Raw genomic sequence first — 18,277 nt, 5'->3', positions numbered from 1 at the left:
AACGCTGTTTCACTCCTGCTTACAGAACCTTAGGTCGACAGCGTGCGTCGCAGGGCCTCATGCCAGCCCTCCAGCTTTCGTGCCCGCCCTTCGTCGCTGAGCGTCGGGCAGAACGACTGGTCTTGCGACCACATGGCAGCCGCCTCCTCGGTGGAACTGAATATCCCCGAGGACAAACCTGCCAAGACCGCAGCACCCAACGCCGTCGTTTCGGTCACCTCCGGACGTTCGGCCTTGACGTCACAGAGATCAGCCAGGCGCTGACAGAACCAGTCATTGGCCGCCATGCCGCCATCGATTCGCACGGTCCCGATCGGGCCCGCATCCGCGACCATGGCCGACAGAAGATCGTGGGTCTGAAATGCCACGGACTCCAGCGCGGCCCGGACAATATCTGCGGCGACCGTATCACGTGTAAGCCCATAAATCGCGCCCCGCGCCTCGGCATCCCAATGCGGCGCACCGAGGCCGGTAAAGGCCGGGACCATGTAGACATTCCGGCCAGCCGGCGGGCTCTTCGCCATGGCCTCACTCTCGGCGGCGGAGGTCATGAGACCAAGGCCGTCCCGCAGCCACTGGATCGCCGCGCCGGCCACAAAGATCGAGCCCTCCAGAGCATAAGTCACTTCACCGCCCAACCGATAGGCCAGCGTGGAGAGAAGCTTGTGGGACGATCGCGCGCGCTCGGCGCCGGTGTTCAGGACCGCAAAACACCCCGTGCCATAGGTGCTCTTGACCATGCCCGGGGTGAAGCAGGCTTGGCCAATCAGGGCGGCGTGCTGGTCGCCGGCAACCCCGCCTATCGGCAGGTCATGACCGATGGCGGCACGGTCCGTGCGACCAAAATCGTCCGCACAGTCCTTTATCTCTGGCAACAAGGCCGCAGGCACGCCGAACAGGGCCAGCAGATCATCGTCCCACTTCTGGCTCTCAATGTTGAACAGGCATGTGCGGCTGGCATTGGTGGCATCGGTCGCGTGCACTCTTCCTGCAGTCAGTCGCCAGAGGAGAAAGCTGTCGATCGTCCCGAATGCCAGATCGCCCCGTTCCGCCGCATCACGCGCGCCCGGCACGTGATCCAGCAGCCAGCCGATCTTGGTGGCGGAGAAATAGGGATCGAGCAGCAGTCCGGTCCGTTCGCGCACCAGATCCTCATGTCCGTCCTTGCGCATCCGCCGACAGACCGGTGCTGTCCGCCGGTCCTGCCAGACGATAGCGTTGTGAATGGGTTTGCCGGTCTTGCGGTTCCAGATCACTACTGTCTCGCGCTGATTGGTGATTCCCAGACAGACGGGCAGCGCATCCTGACGCGACAGCACCGCCTGGACGACTTCCGCTGTATGCGCCCAGATCGTCTCAGGGTCCTGCTCCACCCAGCCATCATGCGGATAGAGCTGCGGCAACTCACGCTGGGCGCTGTCCAGAATCTTCCCCTGACGAGAGAACAAGATCACGCGAGTACTCGTCGTGCCCTGATCGATGGACAGCAAGTTCGGTTCAGTCATGGGTACAGGTCTCCGCCACCGCATTTCGTGTCGCGCCGCGCGCAGGAACAGAACGGCAGCGCTTTTCAATTAGACTATGGCGCGCGTCGACGCGCTGACGAGGGCTTTTTCTCGCCTATTGCCGAACAGGGCTGCTATTTTGACGCAACACCCTTTGTTGGGCCGCCAATTTCGCTATTGAGACCAGATGGCTGACAAGATCGAAACACCGCTCGACCGTTTCAAACGCGTTCTCGCCCAGACGACGCGTGCGATCGCGGCGGACCCTGAGAGCGAAGTGACCTATGGCGGTGATCAGTCACGCGTCACTGGTCGCAGCGCGCGTATCCCCATGCCACCGCGCCGGCTTGATGATGAGCGGGTCGCAATTGCCCGGGGCTTCGGTGATGGCGCTGCCCTGCGGCTGGCGCATCATGACGAGGTGCTGCACGCTAGGCTGTCGCCCCAGAACAATGAGGGCCGAGCAGTCTATGCGGCCCTTGAGGACATGCGGATCGAAGCCATCGGCGCCAATGCCCTGCCCGGCGTAGGCAATAACCTCGATGCGGCGCTGGAAAAGCGGTTCGAGGACAAGGGCTATCGCCGAATGGAGGATCGGCAGAATATTCCGATGCCGGAAATTATCCAGCTGCTCGCACGGGAGGTCATGACCGGCCGCCCGGTACCGGCTTCTGCGGCGAACCTGGTGGATCAGTGGCGCGACGAGATCATGGCCAAGGCTGGTCCGGCTCTCGATGCCCTGCGCGATCCACAGGCGATCGACAATCAGGCCCTGTTCTCCACCCTTGCTCGTCAGCTGATCGATGACCTGCAAATGGGCGATGAAAAGGGCGAGGAAAAATCGGACGAGGACGACGGCGAGGATGATACGCCAACGGATGATGGCGACGACGACGATCAGGACGAAGACCAGCCCGACGAGTCCGATGAAGACAATCAGGACAGTGAGGATGAAGTCCCGGATTTCGGCGAGTCGCCCGAAAGCGGTGCCGAGGCTGAAGAAATCGGCGAGATGGAGGAGGACAAGGACAGCCGTCCCGACGAACACGGGATGAGCCCCACCGATACCCCGCCAAAGGCCAATGATGATTCGGGCGAACGCTATCACGCCTATACGCACGAATTCGACGAGATCGCCGCACCGCAGGAACTCTGCGACGACGAGGAACTGTCCCGTCTGCGGAACATGCTCGACAATCAGCTGGCCCCGCTGCAGGCCGTGGTCGGGCGACTGGCCAACCGGCTGCACCGTCGCCTGCTCGCGCAGCAGAACCGGGCGTGGCAGTTTGATATTGATGAGGGCATGCTGGACGCGGCGCGGCTGGCGCGGATCATTGCTGACCCGATGCAGCCCCTGTCCTACAAGCAGGAAAAAGAGCAGGCGTTTCGCGATACGACCGTCACCCTGCTGATTGATAATTCCGGCTCCATGCGTGGACGACCCATCACGGTCGCTGCCCTGTGTGCGGATATTCTTGCCCGAACGCTTGAACGCTGCGCGGTGAAGGTCGAAATTCTCGGCTTCACCACGAAGGCGTGGAAAGGCGGCCAGTCGCGGGAGAAGTGGGTTCTGGATGGACGCCCCCGCTTCCCGGGCCGCCTCAACGATCTCCGGCACATCGTCTACAAGCCGGCCAATGTCCCCTGGCGCCGGGCCAAGGACAATCTTGGCCTGATGCTCAAGGAAGGCCTTCTCAAAGAAAATATCGATGGCGAGGCCCTGATGTGGGCCCATGATCGCCTCGTCAAACGTCCTGAAGCGCGCCGTATTCTGATGGTTATCTCGGATGGGGCACCGGTCGACGACACGACCTCATCCGCCAATGGCGGGGCCTATCTTGATCGGCATCTGCGCGAGGTCATCGGCTTTATTGAGAACCGCTCACCGGTCGAGCTTCTCGCCATCGGCATTGGCCATGATGTCACGCGTTTCTATCGCCGCGCACTGACCATCGCAGATGTCGACCAGCTCGCCGGAGCCATGACGGAGCAGTTGGCGGACCTGTTCGAGGATGATAGATCGGCACCGCAACGACGAAGGGCTTGATCATGTGGACGTCCCTGCTCGCGCTTCTGGCGCTGGATCCGCTGGCTATCAATCTGCGTGTCGAGCGTTTTCCCGTCCTTGATGACCAGGCGATCGTCGCCCATTGCGTCACGCTGGAACGCGGCTTCACCCTCTTTGGCAGTAATGGCTTTGGCGGCGTTTCGGCCATGCGAATTGCGGATGATCGAGCAATTGCGGTCACAGATGTCGGGACTGTGTTCGATTTTGACCTGCAACGCGACGCGGCAGGGTTTGTCAGCGCCTTCGGCCCCGCGACGCCTCACTACCTGTTGGACACTGATGGAGAGCGCCTGAACAAGGCCAATGGCGACAGCGAGGGTCTCATCCTGCTTGACGACAGGACTGCGCTGATCAGCTTTGAGAACATGAACCGGATCGACCGGTATCACCGGGCCGAGGGCGACTGGCATCCCGACGCCACGATTTTTGAGACTGATGATGCGCGGTTGGGGCGCAATGATGGCTTTGAAACCATCGTTCAGCTGGCTGATGGCCGGGTGATGGCCCTCGCAGAAGGCAAAGGTGCCGATGGCTGGTCGCCGCTCTGGATCAGTCATCACGGCCTTAATGGGCCGTGGCGTGAAAGCGCCTATCAGGCTGCGGACGAATTCAATCCGACTGATGCCGATATAGATCCGGCGACCGGTGACCTGATCGTACTTGAGCGCGCGTTTTCACGGACCAAGGGGGTCCGGGCCCGCCTCGTCCGTGTCCCCGCTGGTGACCTGGACAAGAACAGGCTCATCGGCACCGAACTGGCACGGATGAGCTTTCTGCATGGCATCGACAATATGGAAGCGATCGAGGTTGAACGTGCGCCCGACGGCCGCCTGATCGCGCACCTGATGTCGGACGATAATTTCAACGATATTCAGCGGACCGTTTTTCTCGGTATCAGCATCGCTGAAACGCCGGAATGCGGCGCGAAGTAATCGCTATTTGCCGCCCAAGCCTGTGCGTGGCTTGAGGCGTCGCCGCAGGGACCGATAAACCCCAAGAAAGATCAGGCTGAGGCCCGTCTTCAGGACCAGGTCAGCCGCCCACCAAAGCCCCCACGGCGCTCCCGTCCCGGCGTAGGTGATCGGAAAATAAAACGCTGTCTGAACCGCAAATCCCGTCAGGCAAGCCAGCAGGGGCGCGCGCCACCATCGGCTGCCACGCGTCAGGTCATAGACATGAATGGCGGCCAGCGGCCCCGCATACCAGCCCAACATCACGCCGAGCATATATCGCCCCGACGGCATGTCGGCGGCCGTCAGTTGCGGCGCGAGAATCAGCAGGATCAGAGAGGAGACCACGACCAGCACGAGCCAGGACAGGTTCTGGGCCCGGCCCACAATCGTGGCGCCATAGCGCCGTCCCATGGCGAGCATCACGAACAGGCTGATGGTCAGGACAAACTCGCCACGGCTTGTCCACAGGCTGGGGCGAATGCTCTGAACGGTGGCGAACCGGTCGAACAGATGAAGCGGCAGATCAAGAGTCAGCGCTGCGATCAGCAGCATTGGCGCCAGAATCAAAGAAAGGCCGAGCGCCGCCAATACTTGATCAGCGAGGCGTCCGGCCAATTGTCTGAAACGATATCCAGCGGTGACTTCTTCGGCGCGATAGCGCTCCACAGTGACCGGGTTACTACCGATCACCGGTTTGGATGAAGAAGGACTATCTGGGTCAGCCGTGGTCACGGCATCACACCTACCACCGCAAGGACTAAAGTTATCCTGCTGCGGCGACGATATCGCGCTTCAGCTTGCGCGCGCGATCAGACAGTTTCTCGTCTTTCGCCTTGGTCAGGAACGCATCCAGGCCACCAACATGGTCGACTGAGCGCAGGGCATGAGCCGAAATACGAAAGCGGAAGCGACGGTCAAGGCGCTCGCTCTCAAGCGAAACGGTGCACAGGTTCGGCAGGTAGCGACGCTTGGATTTGTTATTGGCGTGAGAAACGTTGTTCCCTACCATCGGGCGCTTGCCGGTGAACTCGCATACACGAGACATGATGAAACCTCATTCCACGGGGGCCAGTCAGACGGCCGCTAAGACTATGTGAACGGCGGCAGGTACCGGCTTCGGTCGCGACCGTCAAGCGGGCAACGGGGCTTTTCATGCCGCTTGCAGGCGGATTTGCCAATAAAGTTCCGCACCTTTGCCCTGCCCTTTGCGGCGCTGCTGCCTTTCCAACATTTAGGGCAGATTATTCGTCAATATGGGCTAGGTCATCCCCTGAACGGCCAGACGAAAGTACGTAGACCCGATGCTGACACTGAAATCCCGATTCGCCCTGCTAGCCGCGTCCGGCTTCCTGTTGGGGAGCGCTTTGGCGCAGGAGGATCTGCCCGAGCCCGGGTCCCCTGAATGGCGGCAACATTTCGCCGTTGATGTCGCGGCCGATCGTCTGGCCGAAGTTCCGGTCGCTCTGCCCGGCAAGGCCACGACCTATTCTGTCACCTATAAGGGCGAGATCGCCGGCTTTGATGTCGGCCGTGTGTTCTTGACGGTTGCCGCCTCGGACACTCGCTACTCGATCAAATATCGGATGGAGCAAAAAGGCATTGCCCGCTGGTTCTCCGACGCCAATGCCACAACGGTGGCCCGCGGCACGATCGAGAACGGCGACATTGGCGCCCATTATTATCTGAACCATGACTTCGAGGCCGAAGACGACCAGCAATATGTGGAGATGTATCGCCCGGCCAATGCGCGGCGCATCCACCTCTGGGCGGATCCGGTTTACACCTTCCATCAGCCTGTGCCTGAGGATGTGGCCTTCGGCGCAGTCGATCCGATGGCGGCGCTGATGTCTCTTGGTTTCCTGCCGCGTCAGACCGCGGGCTCTCCCTGCGACCGCGTGGTGAAAACGTTCGATGGTCGTCGGCGCTTTGATCTGGTGATGACCGATGACGGGACGGAGGACATCCGCAAAGGCGGCAAAGGACGTTTTGAGGGCACGGCCCACCGCTGCCGCCTGGATCAGGTGAAGGTGGCCGGCTACCGCGCCAAGGACAGCGGCGACATTGACGGCGATCTGTGGGTCTACATCGTGCCGGTGCCGGAGACATTCCGCACCTCGACTATGGCCTATGTGCCCGTGATGATCCGCGCCAAGCAGGGTGTGTTTACCGCCCGGCTAGAAGGCAAATATCCCACCATCACCGGTCCCAATGGCAAGAGCGTGCAACTGGGTCGCGACTGACCACAATAGAAAACCCCGGTCCATCGACCGGGGTTTTTCTTATCTGAGGCCTGTGTCTTCAGCGACGATAGGCGATTTCGCGAGCGTCCTGATCTTCGCCGTTCAGGGCCAGAAGCGGATCACGTGGCTTCAGTTCATGCCGCAATTCGAAATGCAGCTGAGGCTGGTCGACTGAGCCTGAGTGACCCACCTTTGCGACCACCTGGCCCTGCTGGACCGTGTCGCCCTTCTTGACCATGATGCTGTCCGTGTGCGCGTAGGCTGACACCCAGCCATCGGAGTGACGGATCAGGAGAAGATTGCCGTAGCCAGCCAACTCAGAGCCGGTATAGATGACTTCACCGTCTTCGGCGGCACGAATTGGCGCACCGACAGGAGCCGCAATATTGATCCCGTCATTCTTTACACCCCGGTCCGATGTGCCGAAGTTCATGACGACGGAGCCTTCAAGCGGCCACGAAAAACGGCTGCTGGCAGCGGATTTGCTCACGAGGATGCGATTGTCATCCTTGCGGTAAGGAGAGGTTTCCGCGCGATTCTGACGCCGCGGCAGATCAAGCTCCCGCGCTGCCAACATGGCATCATCAGACCCCTCATCCGTGCCCGGAATGACAATGCGCTCATCGATCGCCAGGGAATATGGCGCGCGAAGATCGTTAGCGTCAGCCAGCGCCTGAAGATCGACACCGAACTGGCGCGACAGCGAATAGAGCGTATCACCAGGGCGAACCCGATAGACAGTGTCCAGACGATCAGGTTCTACACGGAAATTGGCGCGCACTGGACGCGTATCGCGTTCCACGATTGGCGTGCGGGTTGGCGCAGAAACGATGGTCTCGCCCGGAATGACGACGCGCTGCCCGATCTTCAGGGCATAGGGCGCACTCAGATTATTGGCTTCGATGATGTGTACCGGCGGTACCCCATAGCGTCGACTGAGAGCGTAGACCGTGTCGCCTGCCTCGACTGTGACCGCACGACGGCTGGTGGCCTCATAGACCCGCTCCTCGCTATACGTCCGTGCGCTGGTCGTATAATTGACCGCGACGCGTGCCGGTTCAGCCGCCTCTCCCACGATCTGTCGCTCATCGGCGTAGCGGGGGTGCGCCGGACCTGGGTCGCTGCGATAGGTCACGGGTACTTCCTGCGCCCGTGCAGCGTCAGCAATGGCTGCCCCTGCAAGACCCACAATGGACAGACTGGAAATAACTAAGAGTGACTGACGCATCGGCTTTTCTCCGCGAGTCATGGTGAATCGAATGTGAAGAGAAAATGCGGCCGACAGGCTTAAGATAGTCCTAACGCGACCAAGATGGCCTGCGCTAAAATACTGTGACTTTTCACTGATTTTCGTGTTTGTGTCGCCGCAATGACAAAACTACCGACAAAAAAACAACTCACCGATTATATTGCCAGCTATGTTGAAAATGGCGACGGCCCTCCCGCCCGGCGCGATATCGCCAAAGCGTTTCACGTAAAAGGCCCGGACCGCACGGAATTACGCCGCCTTCTCAAAGCATTAGAAGACGAAGGTGCGATCACGCTTGAGGGCAAGCGCGCCAATCTGAAGAACACCCTTCCCCCGATTTCAGTCATGGATGTGGTCCGATCCGACAAGGATGGGGATCTGATCTGTGAACCTGTGCTGCGGGATTTTGACGGGCCCCTGCCCGATGTTCTGCTGACCGACAGTGCCGCATCAAAGGTGAAACCACCACTTGGCGTCGGCATGCGTTTCCTCGGCAAGATCATCGAGCAGGAAGATGGACGCTACACCGCCCAACCGATGAAAGTGCTCAACAAGAGCGCTCAGCGGACCTTGGGCGTCTACACCAAGGGCCGGAAAGATGGCCGGGTCGAGCCCGTGGGCCGCAAGGGCGGCTCCAGCTTCGTGGTCTCGCCACAGGATGCCGGCGACGCCGAAGATGGCGACCTCGTCTGGATCGAAGCCAAGAATGATCGGGGCTACGGGCCGCGCCGCGCGCGGGTGCGCGAGGTTGTCGGCGATATTGCCTCCTCCCAGAACTGGTCGCTGATCGCGCTGGCTGAGCAGGAAATTCCTGTCGACTTCCCTGCCGCCGTGGTGCGTGAAGCGGAGGCGCAGACCTTGCCTCGCGACAGTCAGCACCATGAGGACATTCGCGATCTGCCCCTCATCACCATCGACCCTGCCGACGCCAAGGATCACGATGATGCTGTCTATGCCGAACGCCACAAGGACGGCTGGAAGATCACTGTCGCCATCGCAGACGTGTCCTGGTTCGTCCGCCCCGGCTCTGCCCTCGACAAGGAAGCCCAGCGGCGCGGCAACTCGGTCTATCTTGTCGATCGGGTCGTCCCGATGCTGCCAGAGGTTCTCTCAAACGGTCTGTGTTCGCTGAAAGCTGGCGAGGACCGCACGGCCCTTTGCTGCGAGATGATCTACAATGATGAGGGCCGAAAGACGGGCCATCGCTTCTATCGCGGTCTGATGCGGTCGAAGGCCGGCATCTCCTATGAGGAAGCCGAAGCCGCGCATCTGGGCGAATTGAATGACCGCACCGCACCGATCAAGGACAGTATCATCGATCCGCTTTATGCGGCCTATGAGACGATGCTCAAGGGCCGAAACCGCCGTGCACCCCTCAATCTCGAGCTGCCAGAACGCAAGATAGTGCTCGACGACAGCGGCCAGGTGGCGAGCGTTCAGGTCAAGGAGCGGCTCGAGGCGCACAAGCTCATCGAAGTGATGATGGTGGCCGCCAATGTGTGTGCCGCTGAATCCCTCGAAGAGGCACGCCGTCCACTGATCTATCGCGTCCATGATGAACCGGATCCGGAACGTCTGGAAGCTCTTCGGCAGTATCTGTCGACAATGGACTACTCCCTGCCCAAGGGGCAGGTCATCAAACCTGAGTCCTTCAACCGCGTTTTGGCCATGGCTCAGAAGCGGGATCAGGAAGAAATCGTGTCGATGGCGATTCTGCGAACGCAGTCACAGGCTGTGTACGACACGGACAATGGTGGGCATTTCGGTCTTCATCTGATGCGCTATGCGCATTTCACGTCACCCATCCGGCGGTATGCAGACTTGACCGTTCACCGCGGCCTGGTCGGCGCGTTCAAGCTTGGGCCAGGCGCCGCCACGAAGGACGATGAAAAGGATCTGACCCGAACGGCGGAGCTGATCACGGGTCACGAACGCCGCGCCGTGAACGCCGAGCGCTCGACGCAGGATCGCTTCCTCGCCGCCTATCTGGAAGACGAGGTCGGCGCTGACTTCCCGGCCCGCATTTCCGGTGCTACGCGCGCCGGCCTCTTTGTCGCCCTCAACGAAACCGGCGCGGATGGGTTCATCCCCATGCGCACTTTGACCGGTGACTATTACGAGTTTGACGAGGCCAAAAACGCCCTTGTCGGTCAACGTACACGCGGGCGCTACGCCGTCGGCCAAAAAGTCATGGTCCGATTGGTCGAGGTCACCCCGGTCCAGGGCGGCATGCGCTTCGAGATGCTTACCGATTCTGTCCAACCGGACGGTGATGAGGGGTCCGAACGGCCCAAACGAGGGGCAAAGCCCAAGCGCAAAGCCGCGGGCCCGAAACGCGCCTCCAAGGATAAGGGGAAACGCCGGGTCCCCAGCACCCGGCGCGAAGACGCTGCGCCGAGTGAACAGAGCCCGCGGCCCGCGAAGCGACAGAAAGCCGCTAAAAACGCCACGGCAGCGCCACCGTCCGCCACCAGCGAAAGCGATGCGAAGACCCTGCGCCGTCGACCACGAAAAAAACCGCAAAAGTGACTGCGCTTTAACTGCTGATCCTATCCCCATGGCACCGAAAAGATGCGATAGTGCACCACCGTGCAATTGAACCGATCACGGTCATCAACCAGGGGATGCAATTGGTCTGATGGGGAACTTTATGCAGCTCAGCGCGTTTGAAACCAGTTGTGTAAAAGGACGGCCAATTGTGGAGTTGTGGTCCGTGGGGAAGAGAATTTGTTTATGAAACCGGATAGCCCCCATGGCCTGAGCAGTCTGTTCGGCGATGATGTTAATTCGCCGTCCAAACGCTCTGTCGCCAAACCCGCGCCGTCGACCGACCGGGCAGACGCCCCTGCGGCGAAATCTGCGGCTTCTGCGTCCAGCCCCTCGCCCGCCAAGCTGGAAGATCCCAATCCCTTCCGCGCGCAGCCCGAAATGTCTCAGCCGGCCAGGACCAAAAAAGCAGACACGCCTCCCGCACGTCGGCCGCGGCCCAAACGTGCCGAGAAGCCGACTGCCACACCGGCACCGCCGCAACAGCGGTCCGCAGCGATCAGACCGGCTGAACCTCAGACAGCACCGGCGCGGCCCGATCTCGCCTTTATCATTCCGGTCGGCGACAATACGGCCCGTGTCGCGCGTATCTTCAACGCCCTGAAAGAACAGACCGTTGTCGGTCGGACAGAAATCATTGCCATTGGCTCCTGTGAGATCGCGGCCGCCTCCGCGCTGACCCTTGATGATGGCGACATTCATTTCGTAAAAACGCCTGATGCGAGCATTTCCGGCCGCGCGATTGCCGACGCTGTCGGCGTTGCCAAGGCCCCGCTCGTCGCCATTCTCGACTGGTATGCAACACCGGCGCGCGATTTCGCGGCCCTTGTCCTGGCAGATGAAGACAAGGAATGGGACGCCCTCGCGCCGCGTCAGGTCAATTCAAATCCTTTGTCCGGCGCCTCCTGGGCGGCGATGCTGCCAGACACTATGGCCATCCACGGACGCCCGTCCGGCCCGATCAAGACAATCACGACGATCACGAACACCGTCTGGCGCCGATCTTCTCTGCTGCAGTTCGGGCCGGAGCTTGCGCAGTTGATCGATGACGGCACGCTGGTCGACGCGATTACGGCGAAAGGCGGTGTCCTGTACCGCAATCGTGAGGCTCAACTCGCCTCGCTGAACCCTTCCAAACGGTCCGCCGTCAACCGGATGCGGTTTCTCACCGGACGTCTCGAAGCCGCGCGTTCGATGGAGTCGGGGAAATGGGCCCTGCCCCGCCGTATTCTGGCGGCCGCCAACAATTTCCTGTTTCCCTATTTTCGCTACTATCGCAACAAGTCGAAAATCTTCGGGGGTCGTGACGTTGCGACTTTATCGAAGGGGCACCGGGGCGTCGTTCTCATGGGCTTCATCTATGAGAGCTTTGGCCGTGGCGTTGGCTATCTGCGTGGCGCAGGCAATGCCCGCGCGAAGCTCGAATTGATGTCCCGCAACCGCTTTGATGGTTTGAACCGCGAAGATTTCCGTCGGTTCAACGCAGAAAACTCCCCTCGCTAGCTGGCTGGACGCGCCCGCCGGTTTCCCACAACATCACCGAAAAACATGGCCCACACGCCATGATGAGGGATGGGGAGGACGAGCATGTCCGACATGGACCGCCGACGGTTTCTGCGTCGCGGCGCACTGGGATCAGCTGCGGCCCTTGCGGGCTGTGACTGCTCAGACCGGCTGGCACGCGCCAATGTGAACGGTACGGGTCCGGGCATCCGGTCACGTGAGCTGAAGATGGTCACCACCTGGCCCAAGGATTTTCCCGGGCTCGGCGACGCAGCTGAACGCACAGCACAATTCATCACCGAAATGTCCGGCGGTGCGCTCCGTGTCCGTATCTTCGCGGCCGGTGAACTTGTCGGCGCCTTTGACAGTTTTGATGCCGTGTCCGGCGGCAGCGCGGAATTATATCACGCCGCTGACTATTACTGGACCGGCAAATCCCGGGCCTACCCCTTCTTTACCGCCGTGCCGTTCGGCATGACTGCCGTAGAGCAGATGGGCTGGACGGAAGTCGGCGGTGGTCAGGAACTGTGGGATGAGCTGGCTGCCAGCTTCAATATCAAACCATTTGCCGCCGGGAATACAGGGCATCAGCTAGGCGGCTGGTTCAAACGTGAAATCAATACGCTCGATGATCTTCGAGGACTGAAGATCCGTATGCCCGGTATTGGCGGCGAAGTGATGCGACGGGCGGGCGCAGCGGCGGTCAACGTGCCCGGCGGCGAGCTTTATCAGTCACTCCAATCTGGCGCGATTGATGCGACCGAATGGGTAGGTCCCTGGAATGACCTTGCTTTCGGCTTCTACCGTGAGGCCAAATATTACTACTGGCCGGGCTTCCATGAACCGGGCGCGCAATTGTCTCTAGGCGTCAATCTCGATGCCTGGAACGACTTCACGGTTCAGGAAAAATCGATCATTCAGAACGCGGCACGGGCAGCGAACCATCTCAACCTGGCCAGCTACGCTGCGCATAATGGACGGGCACTGAAACAGCTGGTGGAGGATCACGGTGTTCAGCTCCGTCGCATGCCGGACGTCATTCTGAAGGAACTGGCCAACCAGACGAAAGTGGTTCTGTCAGAGATTGCCGATGAAAGTGAAATCGGTCGACGCATCTACGACAGCTACCGCCAGTCCCTGACCGAATCCTCGCGTTGGAACGCCATTTCGGACGAAGCCTATTTCTCCGTCAGACGAGAACTCTTCGAGGTTTGAGCGCCATGGTCAGTGCCCTCTTCTATTGCCTCTTTGCCGCGATCGTCCTGGTCCCGCTTATCCCGCGATTGGCCGGCTCACCATTCGTCGGCGGGATGGCAGCTGCAGCCCGCCATCTGGTTCAGGCTGCATTCTGGCTGGCGGCAGGCACCGCCCTGCTCATTGCCATGGCGCAGATGGCCGCCCTCGTCACTCGCAATATTTTTGGCATCAATTTCATCTGGCTGCAGGAGAGCGCCCTCTATCTGTTTGGCGCGATGTTTCTTCTATCGTCGGGCGCGATCCTCATCGCGGATGGTCATGTCCGGGTCGATGTCTTTTATTCTCAGTGGACAGAAAGAAGACAGCGCTTTGTCAATCTCGTAGGACTTTACCTCTTCGTTTTCCCGGTCGCTGCTCTCGTGATTAACGCGTCGCTCCCTTATGTTCTCACGAGTTGGCAAACGCTGGAGGGGTCACCGGAACCCAATGGCATTCAGGCCGTCTTCCTCCTCAAAAGCCTCATTCCCATCTTCGGTTTTCTTCTCGCCTGCGGGGCGTTCGTACGTGTCAATGATCTGTTGAGTGCCGCCTCAATGTCGGGGACGGCCTCCCATGGTTGATCAGATCGTCCTGTGCATGTGCAGCTGGGCCACATGGCTCGACATCGCCATGGTCATCACATTGTGTGCGCTCTTGATGATGGGATTTCCGGCAGCCTTCACGCTGGCCGGCGTCGCGCTTGTGTTCGGCCTGTTTGGCCTCGCGGTCGGCGCGTTCGATCCCGCCTTCATCGCTGATCCGTTCCCCATTCGGATCTTCGGTATCGTGAACAATCAGGTCCTGTTGGCCGTCCCCATGTTCATCCTGATGGGTGTGATACTGGAGCGATCCCGCATTGCTGAGGATCTTCTCGACACCATGGCCAGACTGTTCGGCGGGATGCGGGGCGGCCTTGGCCTGTCAGTCATGGTGGTCGGCGCGCTGTTGGCAGCATCGACGGGCATTGTGGGCGCAACCGTCGTCACCATGGGCCTCCTGTCCCTCCCCACCATGTTGAAGCGCGGATATGACCCGGGGCTCGCGGCGGGCTCTATCGCAGCGGCAGGAACGCTGGGACAGATCATTCCGCCCTCGATCGTTCTGATCCTGCTCGGCGATGTGATCTCCAATGCCTATCAGGAGGCCCAGCTGAACCAGGGCATCTTCGCGCCAGAAACAGTGTCCGTAGGCGATCTGTTCGCCGGCGCCCTCATACCGGGTCTTGTTCTCGTCGGCCTGTACATGACTTATCTCGCCGGCATGGCGCTTTTCCGTGGGCGGACCTCTCCCGCCGTTCCCTTAGAAGAGCGGTTTGAATTCAACGAGGCCATCCGCGCTGCTTGGCGCACCTTGCCTGCGCCGCTGCTCCTGATCGTGGCCGTCCTGGGCTCCATTCTCGCCGGCAAGGCCACAGCGACCGAGGCCGCTTCGGTCGGCGCGATTGGTGCACTTCTGATCGCTGGCAGCCGGTCAGCCGTTGCAACAGGATGGCCGAAGCGGCTCAGTCAGCTCGGACTTGCCGCCATCATTGCGCTCATCGTTCTCGATGGATCGGTCGATCTGCGCCTTGGCCGTGCCGCCATGACGACCACAGAACATATTGGCGTCTCGATCGCCCTCGTCCTCTGCCTCTTACTGCTGTGCGGCGTTCTCGCCGCCATTTACAGCCTGGCACGGCGTCACATGTTCCGTCCCGTCCTGGCCAAGACCACCGAAGTCACCGGCATGGTCTTCACCATTCTGATTTGTGCGGCACTTTTCAGTCTCGTCTTCCGCGGCCTCGGCGGCGATGAAACCATCGCCGGTGCCTTGGCTGCCACACCGGGGGGCAAGATCGGCGCACTCGTGGTCGTGATGGTGGTGATGTTCGTTCTGGGCTTCTTCCTCGATTTTATCGAGATCACCCTGGTGGCCGTACCGCTTGTGGCTCCGGCACTCCTGACCCTCGGGATCGACCCGATCTGGCTCGGTGTGATGATGGCGGTCAATCTGCAGACAAGCTTCCTGACGCCACCCTTTGGGTTTGCGCTATTCTATCTGCGCGGCGTGGCGCCACCAGAACTGCGCACGGCGCAGATCTACCGAGGCGCCATACCGTTCGTGGGCATACAGATCGGGATGTTGATCCTGCTTTCACTCTGGCCAGACCTGGCCACATGGCTGCCGGACCAGCTTTACGGAGATTCGTGACCGTCGCCGGCGTCCAGCGTGTCGACCACCATGGAGACCTTGGACAGAAGCTGGTGAAGAACGTCCTGTTCTTCCGTCGTCAGGCGAGACAGCATCAGTCGCTCCGTGGCCAGTACCCGCCGCGCGATCTCATCAAAGATCTGACGCCCATCGTCGGTCAGGCGCATCAGGACCGATCGGCGGTCTTCTTCCCGCTGATTGCGCTCCACCAGCCCCTTCTCGACCAGTCGGGCGGAGGCGCGACTGACGGCCACCTTATCCATCGGTGTTTCAGCGACAACCTGGGTCGCCGTCACTTCCTCGTACTGGCCGATGATGGCCAAGGTCCGCCATTCGGGCATGGACAGGCCAAATTCATCCTCATATTCGCTCGACAGGACCAGACCCATGGAGCGGCCGAGAGCGACAATCCGATACGGAATGAAAGATTCGAGCTGGAAAGCCGAGGTCGACTTCGCACAGTCTCGACCTGATGAATTTTGATCGCCGTTGGTCATCGTTCTCCCGCTAACCCTTCCAAATTGGAGCCCCTAAACGGCTTAATCGGCCATCACGCTCGTATACTTTGGCAAAGAAGTTCATCGAATAGCCTCAATGCCTTCCGGATGACAACCCTCAGGACGCCAGAACCGCCACCTTGAGACTATTTCTACCCCTTATTGCGGTGGTGAAGTATCGCGAACGCGCTATTCTCCCGTCTCAGGAGACGATATCCATGATTTTGTACGGGTACTGGCGTTCAGGCACATCCTATCGCACGAGGCTGGCGCTCGCCATCAAGGGGCTGGAAGTGGAACATCGCGCGGTTGATCTGCGCAAGGCAGAGCAAAAAGCCGCCGACTATACGGCCATCAACCCGCAAGGCCTCGTTCCACTGCTTATCCTCGACAACGGTACGGCAATCGCACAGTCTCCGGCCATAATCGAATATCTCGACGAGGCGTATCCAAAGCCCTCTCTTCTTCCCAGCGATCCGCTGGCGCGCGCGCGCGTCCGCCAGATGGCGGCAATTATTGGTTGCGACGTCCATCCACTGAACAATTTGCGGGTCCTGAAATATCTGAAGGGCAACTTTGGACAGGATCAGGTCGCTATCGACCAATGGGCGGCTGAGTGGATTGGCGCGGGCTTTTCGGCGCTTGAGGCGATGCTTGCAAACGACAATACCCGTGGTCAGTTCTGTCACGGCGACCGACCGGGCTTGGTGGAGTGCTATCTGTTGCCGCAGATCTATTCGGCCCGACGGTTCAGTGTCGATCTGTCACCCTATAGACGCATCCTTGCGATTGAAGCTGCATCGAACAATATTGACGCCCTGGCGGCCGCAGCGCCTGAACGCCAGCCGGATGCGGACTGACCGACTGCTGTCGCTGAAAAGAAAAGCCTGCCTGCCCCCTCACAGATCCGCTTTTGTGGGTTCAAGCAATGGCACTGACACACCTTACACAGACTGTCCGTCATCGGACTGGTTTGTTTGGTTTTGAGAGTTGTTGGAACGCAAAAACCCCGCTGCGGTGAGCAGCGGGGTTTTTGGTGTTTCTGACGAGATGGGTCATCATTGTCTTGGCAGGCCTGGCGACGACCTACTCTCCCGCGTCTTAAGACGGAGTACCATCGGCGCTGCAGGATTTAACGACCGTGTTCGGAATGGGAACGGGTGGGGGCCCTGCGCAATAACCACCAGGCCGGCCAAAACAATGAAAGCGAGAGTGCCCTTAAGGGCCAAAGTGCAACCAGCGAACTGGTGAATTTGTTATGTCTGACAATGTCAGCGAACGGTTAGACGATCCGTTCGCCGCACATGAGTTAAAACGATCAAGCCGATCGAACAATTAGTACTGGTCAGCTTCATGTATCACTACACTTCCACATCCAGCCTATCAACGTGGTGGTCTTCCACGGTTCTCAGGGAAATCTGGTATTGAGGGCGGCTTCCCGCTTAGATGCCTTCAGCGGTTATCCGTTCCGTACGTAGCTACCCTGCTATGCTGCTGGCGCAACAACAGGTCCACCAGAGGTACGTCCATCCCGGTCCTCTCGTACTAAGGACAGCTCCTCTCAAATTTCCTACTCCCACGGCAGATAGGGACCGAACTGTCTCACGACGTTCTAAACCCAGCTCACGTACCGCTTTAATTGGCGAACAGCCAAACCCTTGGGACCTGCTCCAGCCCCAGGATGCGATGAGCCGACATCGAGGTGCCAAACAATGCCGTCGATATGGACTCTTGGGCATCATCAGCCTGTTATCCCCGGCGTACCTTTTATCCGTTGAGCGATGGCCCTTCCACGCGGGACCACCGGATCACTATGGCCGTCTTTCGACTCTGCTCGACTTGTCAGTCTCGCAGTCAGGCTGGCTTATGCCATTGCACTCAACGAGCGATTTCCGACCGCTCTGAGCCAACCTTCGCGCGCCTCCGTTACAATTTAGGAGGCGACCGCCCCAGTCAAACTACCCACCATGCAGGGTCCCGGATCCGGATAACGGACCGCGGTTAGATATCAATAACAACAAGGGCGGTATTTCACCAACGGCTCCATCAATGCTGGCGCACTGATTTCAAAGCCTCCCGCCTATCCTACACATGTTGTCACTAATACCACTGCAAAGCTGTAGTAAAGGTGCACGGGGTCTTTCCGTCTGACCGCGGGTACTCCGCATCTTCACGGAGAATTCAGTTTCGCTGAGCCTATGTTGGAGACAGTGGGGAAGTCGTTACGCCATTCGTGCAGGTCGGAACTTACCCGACAAGGAATTTCGCTACCTTAGGACCGTTATAGTT

General features: G+C 59.8%; 14 protein-coding genes and 2 rRNA genes (1 of these 16 only partly in view). 9 read left to right on the top strand and 7 right to left on the bottom strand.

Annotated elements, in window-relative coordinates; genetic code table 11:
- Window positions 1–29 precede the first annotated feature (29 nt).
- Window positions 30–1,505 (bottom strand): glycerol kinase GlpK, encoded by a 1,476-nt coding sequence (gene glpK, locus RUI03_RS05930; RefSeq protein ID WP_317289362.1) that lies wholly within the window; start codon window positions 1,503–1,505, stop codon window positions 30–32.
- 187 nt (window positions 1,506–1,692) lie between these two features.
- On the opposite strand from glpK, the gene cobT reads away from it, so the two are divergent.
- Together cobT and RUI03_RS05920 are read left to right on the top strand one after the other, a co-directional pair.
- Entirely contained in the window at window positions 1,693–3,552 is a 1,860-nt protein-coding gene (gene cobT / locus RUI03_RS05925) for a cobaltochelatase subunit CobT (protein ID WP_317289361.1), read from the top strand.
- Between the two features lie 2 nt (window positions 3,553–3,554).
- Entirely contained in the window at window positions 3,555–4,505 is a 951-nt protein-coding gene (locus RUI03_RS05920; RefSeq protein ID WP_317289360.1) for an esterase-like activity of phytase family protein, read from the top strand.
- 3 nt (window positions 4,506–4,508) lie between these two features.
- On the opposite strand, the gene RUI03_RS05915 is transcribed toward RUI03_RS05920, so the two are convergent.
- A complete protein-coding gene (locus tag RUI03_RS05915; protein WP_317289359.1) occupies window positions 4,509–5,258 on the bottom strand; it encodes a hypothetical protein in 750 nt (249 codons plus the stop codon).
- Between the two features lie 31 nt (window positions 5,259–5,289).
- Entirely contained in the window at window positions 5,290–5,571 is a 282-nt protein-coding gene (gene rpmB, locus RUI03_RS05910; protein ID WP_317289358.1) for a 50S ribosomal protein L28, read from the bottom strand.
- A gap of 256 nt (window positions 5,572–5,827) precedes the next feature.
- On the opposite strand from rpmB, the gene RUI03_RS05905 reads away from it, so the two are divergent.
- Window positions 5,828–6,766: a DUF3108 domain-containing protein gene (locus RUI03_RS05905; protein ID WP_317289357.1), complete on the top strand. Its 939-nt coding sequence runs from the start codon at window positions 5,828–5,830 to the stop codon at window positions 6,764–6,766.
- 58 nt (window positions 6,767–6,824) lie between these two features.
- On the opposite strand, the gene RUI03_RS05900 is transcribed toward RUI03_RS05905, so the two are convergent.
- Window positions 6,825–7,994, bottom strand: a complete 1,170-nt coding sequence (locus RUI03_RS05900) for a M23 family metallopeptidase (RefSeq protein ID WP_317289356.1) — start codon at window positions 7,992–7,994, stop codon at window positions 6,825–6,827.
- A gap of 141 nt (window positions 7,995–8,135) precedes the next feature.
- Here RUI03_RS05900 and rnr point away from each other — a divergent pair, with 141 nt between their 5' ends.
- From rnr to RUI03_RS05875, 5 genes are all read left to right on the top strand, one after another.
- On the top strand, window positions 8,136–10,544 hold the full coding sequence (gene rnr / locus RUI03_RS05895) for a ribonuclease R (protein ID WP_317289355.1): 2,409 nt from the start codon (window positions 8,136–8,138) through the stop codon (window positions 10,542–10,544).
- A gap of 204 nt (window positions 10,545–10,748) precedes the next feature.
- The gene (locus tag RUI03_RS05890; RefSeq protein ID WP_317289354.1) at window positions 10,749–12,065 is read left to right on the top strand and encodes a hypothetical protein; all 1,317 of its coding nucleotides are present in this window, start codon (window positions 10,749–10,751) and stop codon (window positions 12,063–12,065) included.
- Between the two features lie 84 nt (window positions 12,066–12,149).
- Complete coding sequence (locus RUI03_RS05885; RefSeq protein WP_317289353.1) at window positions 12,150–13,280, top strand: TRAP transporter substrate-binding protein; 1,131 nt, start codon at window positions 12,150–12,152, stop codon at window positions 13,278–13,280.
- A gap of 5 nt (window positions 13,281–13,285) precedes the next feature.
- A complete protein-coding gene (locus RUI03_RS05880; protein WP_317289352.1) occupies window positions 13,286–13,882 on the top strand; it encodes a TRAP transporter small permease subunit in 597 nt (198 codons plus the stop codon).
- Complete coding sequence (locus RUI03_RS05875; RefSeq protein ID WP_317289351.1) at window positions 13,875–15,491, top strand: TRAP transporter large permease subunit; 1,617 nt, start codon at window positions 13,875–13,877, stop codon at window positions 15,489–15,491. The genes RUI03_RS05880 and RUI03_RS05875 overlap by 8 nt, the downstream gene beginning before the upstream one ends.
- On the opposite strand, the gene RUI03_RS05870 is transcribed toward RUI03_RS05875, so the two are convergent.
- Window positions 15,476–15,988, bottom strand: a complete 513-nt coding sequence (locus RUI03_RS05870) for a MarR family transcriptional regulator (protein ID WP_317289350.1) — start codon at window positions 15,986–15,988, stop codon at window positions 15,476–15,478. The genes RUI03_RS05875 and RUI03_RS05870 overlap by 16 nt on opposite strands.
- A 218-nt stretch (window positions 15,989–16,206) precedes the next feature.
- Between RUI03_RS05870 and maiA the strand changes: the two genes are divergently transcribed.
- A complete protein-coding gene (gene maiA, locus RUI03_RS05865) occupies window positions 16,207–16,848 on the top strand; it encodes a maleylacetoacetate isomerase (RefSeq protein ID WP_317289349.1) in 642 nt (213 codons plus the stop codon).
- Window positions 16,849–17,061: 213 nt separating this feature from the next.
- Here the strand turns inward: maiA and rrf are convergent.
- Both rrf and RUI03_RS05855 read right to left on the bottom strand, forming a co-directional pair.
- Window positions 17,062–17,176, bottom strand: a 5S ribosomal RNA gene (gene rrf, locus RUI03_RS05860).
- Window positions 17,177–17,302: 126 nt separating this feature from the next.
- Window positions 17,303–18,277 (bottom strand): 23S ribosomal RNA (locus RUI03_RS05855) (it continues 1,895 nt past the right edge of the window).

The sequence above is a fragment of the Parvularcula sp. LCG005 genome (genome assembly GCF_032930845.1).
Classification (GTDB): Bacteria; Pseudomonadota; Alphaproteobacteria; order Caulobacterales; family Parvularculaceae; genus Parvularcula.
The sequence above is the reverse complement of the archived record's forward strand: the minus strand, read 5'-3'. Positions and strand labels throughout refer to the sequence as shown.

What these genes read in the sequence shown, in the direction of transcription:
- RUI03_RS05890 (WP_317289354.1), top strand. Translation starts at nt 10,749, where the DNA reads ATGAAACCGGATAGCCCCCATGGCCTGAGCAGTCTGTTCGGCGATGAT.
- rnr (WP_317289355.1), top strand. Translation starts at nt 8,136, where the DNA reads ATGACAAAACTACCGACAAAAAAACAACTCACCGATTATATTGCCAGC.
- RUI03_RS05875 (WP_317289351.1), top strand. Translation starts at nt 13,875, where the DNA reads ATGGTTGATCAGATCGTCCTGTGCATGTGCAGCTGGGCCACATGGCTC.
- RUI03_RS05905 (WP_317289357.1), top strand. Translation starts at nt 5,828, where the DNA reads ATGCTGACACTGAAATCCCGATTCGCCCTGCTAGCCGCGTCCGGCTTC.
- RUI03_RS05870 (WP_317289350.1), bottom strand. Translation starts at nt 15,988, where the DNA reads ATGACCAACGGCGATCAAAATTCATCAGGTCGAGACTGTGCGAAGTCG.
- RUI03_RS05900 (WP_317289356.1), bottom strand. Translation starts at nt 7,994, where the DNA reads ATGCGTCAGTCACTCTTAGTTATTTCCAGTCTGTCCATTGTGGGTCTT.
- maiA (WP_317289349.1), top strand. Translation starts at nt 16,207, where the DNA reads ATGATTTTGTACGGGTACTGGCGTTCAGGCACATCCTATCGCACGAGG.
- RUI03_RS05885 (WP_317289353.1), top strand. Translation starts at nt 12,150, where the DNA reads ATGTCCGACATGGACCGCCGACGGTTTCTGCGTCGCGGCGCACTGGGA.
- RUI03_RS05920 (WP_317289360.1), top strand. Translation starts at nt 3,555, where the DNA reads ATGTGGACGTCCCTGCTCGCGCTTCTGGCGCTGGATCCGCTGGCTATC.
- glpK (WP_317289362.1), bottom strand. Translation starts at nt 1,505, where the DNA reads ATGACTGAACCGAACTTGCTGTCCATCGATCAGGGCACGACGAGTACT.
- RUI03_RS05880 (WP_317289352.1), top strand. Translation starts at nt 13,286, where the DNA reads ATGGTCAGTGCCCTCTTCTATTGCCTCTTTGCCGCGATCGTCCTGGTC.
- rpmB (WP_317289358.1), bottom strand. Translation starts at nt 5,571, where the DNA reads ATGTCTCGTGTATGCGAGTTCACCGGCAAGCGCCCGATGGTAGGGAAC.
- cobT (WP_317289361.1), top strand. Translation starts at nt 1,693, where the DNA reads ATGGCTGACAAGATCGAAACACCGCTCGACCGTTTCAAACGCGTTCTC.